The sequence below is a fragment of the Microcystis sp. M049S2 genome (assembly GCF_020245625.1).
GTDB classification, from domain to species: domain Bacteria; phylum Cyanobacteriota; class Cyanobacteriia; order Cyanobacteriales; family Microcystaceae; genus Microcystis; species Microcystis ichthyoblabe_A.
In genome coordinates this window covers 1-3,162 of record NZ_JADBUN010000109.1, presented here as the reverse complement: position 1 = coordinate 3,162, position 3,162 = coordinate 1, and the positions used below count along the sequence as shown (strand labels likewise).

Here is a 3,162-nt window from a genome sequence, read left to right as displayed (position 1 = left end):
TCAGTAAGGGTGTCAACAAGGAATATTACAAATTGTTAACCGAGTCTTGAAAGCCTTGTGCTACAAAGGTTTGAAATGTTAAGAAAGATGTGACTAAAGGACAGCTTATCAAGGGGGGCAGGGGGGATCGAACCTAAAATCCATTTTTAATTTAATTATAACCAGCTACTTAGTTTGGCTTCGATCAGCTTTTGGTGTTCGGGTTTTAAGGTTAATTTCAGGGTCGTTAAGGCTTGGCTTTTTTTCATTATAGGTGTGTCGCGGTGGGATCATCCTAAGTTTGCTCTGGCAAGATGCGCTACCCATTTTTACTGTGGCGTAAGCTCTCTAGCCTGTCGAGATGACAAAAGTGGGATATTTCTATCTCGGTTTTTGTGGTTTTGGGGATGAAGGCAAAGTTTGGGGTTGGGAGAGGGGGGAGATTGTCAGGATATTTTGACAAGGCTTGGGCTTAAGTTGGTAAAGTTGAGGATTTTTCCCAAGTTAAGGATTTTTGCGAGAGAGTTGAGGGGCTGTAAGTTAGGCAGGACAAGGATTTAGAGAATTTTGAGGACTTTTTTCTTAAGTTGGTAAACTTTGGTTGTGTTAGGTGTTGAGATTAAATAAACTTAATTCCCAAGAGTAAGAAAACCTTTTGGTGATCGCTCTGTTTAAGAGTAATATAGCGGTTCTCGCATCTGTGCGGCACACTTAAACCTTTGCTGATTAACCTGTTCAGGATCGGAAATGTACCTCTTCTGAATCAGAAACGCTATATACGGAGATTTTCTTTAAAAAATGCGTATTTAGCGTGATGTTATAGAAAGTTTGTGTATATTCTTTAGCTTAGGTGTCAAGAATGACTACACCTGAGTGCATTTTCATTCATGTAGCCCTTACAAAAGGAGATCAAAATGGGTTATCCACTTGTCAATATTGTCAATTCAACAAACTACAACGCAAATGGGAAGGTGATCTATGCGAGCGCATTCTGCTCAGATGATAGCTATAGCGTAACGCCAGTTACATCATGGACGGCAAGCAGTCGAGGTATCTGTCTCGTAACAGAGATTTCCGCAGTTGTACAAACTCCCAATGGAAATATACAGGCTGCGCCTTATACGTCTTCTGGAACATCATACAGCCAGTTCGCAATCATACAGACCAGCTCCACCACATTCGAGGTAACCCGGCGCGTATCCGCAGCTGAGGATGTAGCTCCTGTAGACTACACAGAGCCTACGACACCGCAGAAATAAAGATCGCCGATCTTGTAAGGTGCGTAGGACGAACCTTATTAATGACCAGGATTGTCAAGAAGAATTCAGCTATGAATATACCACTACCGTGCGGCCTATCTCCTACTCGTTTAGGTGGATGGCTCCCAAAAGACCCGAGATATGCTGGCAACTGGATACGCAAGCTGAAAAAGGCTGTTGTCCAGCGTCCTTGCAAACTGGTCGAACCTATCCTGGAATTCCAAGACATGGTCTATTCCGACCCGGTTTTGTATGCTAATGTGTCCATGATGTTTTCGGAGGCCCACTTTCGAGAGAAATTCACCCCGCTAGGCTGGGAGTCGGAGGTAAAGGATTTTGATGAATTCCTGCAACTCCTTAATGCCATCATGACCACAGCACCCGAATGTTTCTACACCAATACGCCAGGCGGTGAGCAACCAGCAGGGTTGATTGGTTTTCCCATCAATGCCTTACTGGATTGGCCAATGGCGACCACGGCTGGCTATGATGTATTTTCCAACTCTTTGGTCAACCAGCAATTTAAGAAGATTTTGAATTACTGGTCGTCATATCTAGTTACCCCAGAATCCCGCTACGTGTTGGTTCAGGATGACCCCGCAGAGCAGACCATCCCCTGGTTGGGTGATACTGTGAGAAGTTGGATTGTCCAAGTGGCCAATTCGGCAGTCGGGGAAGGTTCTATCGGCCCGTTCACGAGCTTTGAACAGATATTCCAGTCCACCCCCCAAGATCCTTATTACGGATTTGCTTCATGGGACGATTTTTTCACCCGAAAGTTTGTCGATGGCGTAAGGCCTATAAGTGAGCCTGGGGACGATAATGTGATCGTCAACGCCTGCGAATCGGCACCCTATGCCTTGGTGCCAAACGTGCGGACTTCAGCTCAATTCTGGCTCAAAGACCAGGCCTATTCTCTTGAAAACATGCTCAATTGGGATGAATTTACTCCGCAGTTTGTCGGAGGAACGGTCTACCAGGCTTTCCTAAGTGCCTTAAGTTATCACCGTTGGCATAGCCCGGTGAATGGAACCATCGTCAAAGCATATGTGGTCAACGGTTCCTATTACTTGGAGAACTTGTACCAAAGTTTCCTCAACAACGACCCAGACCCTACCTCGCCTAATAACTCCCAGGGATTCCTCACTGCGGTGGCGACGCGTGCGTTGATTTTCATCGAAGCCGACAATCCCGCCATCGGGCTGATGTGTGTGATGCATGTCGGAATGGCCGAGGTTTCGAGTTGCGATATCACTGTTAAGCCAGGTGACCATGTCAAAAAAGGCGACCAACTGGGCATGTTCCATTTTGGCGGTTCCACTTATTGCCTGTTCTTCCGTCCTGGTGTGTCCCTTGAATTTTACCTCTACGGCCAAACCCCAGGGCCACAGGCTGGGACTAACATCCGAGTCAACACAGCTATTGCCAAATGCTTGGTTAAAGCGTAAACCTGACACGACTTGGAAGGTTATGAAGTGTGATCGCTGTGTTACCCTAGCGAGATCGCTGACCGCGTAGTGGACTGTTTCAACTAAAATAGGGCAATAAATTTCGGCTTAAAGTCTTAGATTATAGAATTTATAGCATTTTTCTAATACACCAAATTAGCTGAAACAGTCCAGTAGGGTGCGTTACTTAACGCGCCTTTTTGCTTTAAATTACTACTGTTATATCATTTTTCAAAAGTGATGACAGACTTAGTTGATTATTCCAAAGCGCAATTCCGCTCTCGGACAGGAATTGCGCTTTTAGATGTTAGTCACGACTATTGAAAATTGGTATTATACCATTTTTCAAAAAGTATGTCATACTTGGTAAAGGTATAGTTTGTGTGGTAAAAAGGCAATGAGTGGAGTCCCTAATATTAATGTTGCTGAGTCAGTAGAAGACTTAAAATCCTTGTTGAAGCAACAAGTAACCTCTT

Annotated in this window: 1 protein-coding gene; it reads left to right on the top strand. The window is 44.7% G+C overall.

The features are described 5' to 3' along the window. Positions 1 to 1,279 precede the first annotated feature (1,279 nt). Positions 1,280 to 2,686: a phosphatidylserine decarboxylase family protein gene (locus IM496_RS09190; protein WP_287661784.1), complete on the top strand. Its 1,407-nt coding sequence runs from the start codon at positions 1,280 to 1,282 to the stop codon at positions 2,684 to 2,686. Positions 2,687 to 3,162 lie beyond the last annotated feature (476 nt).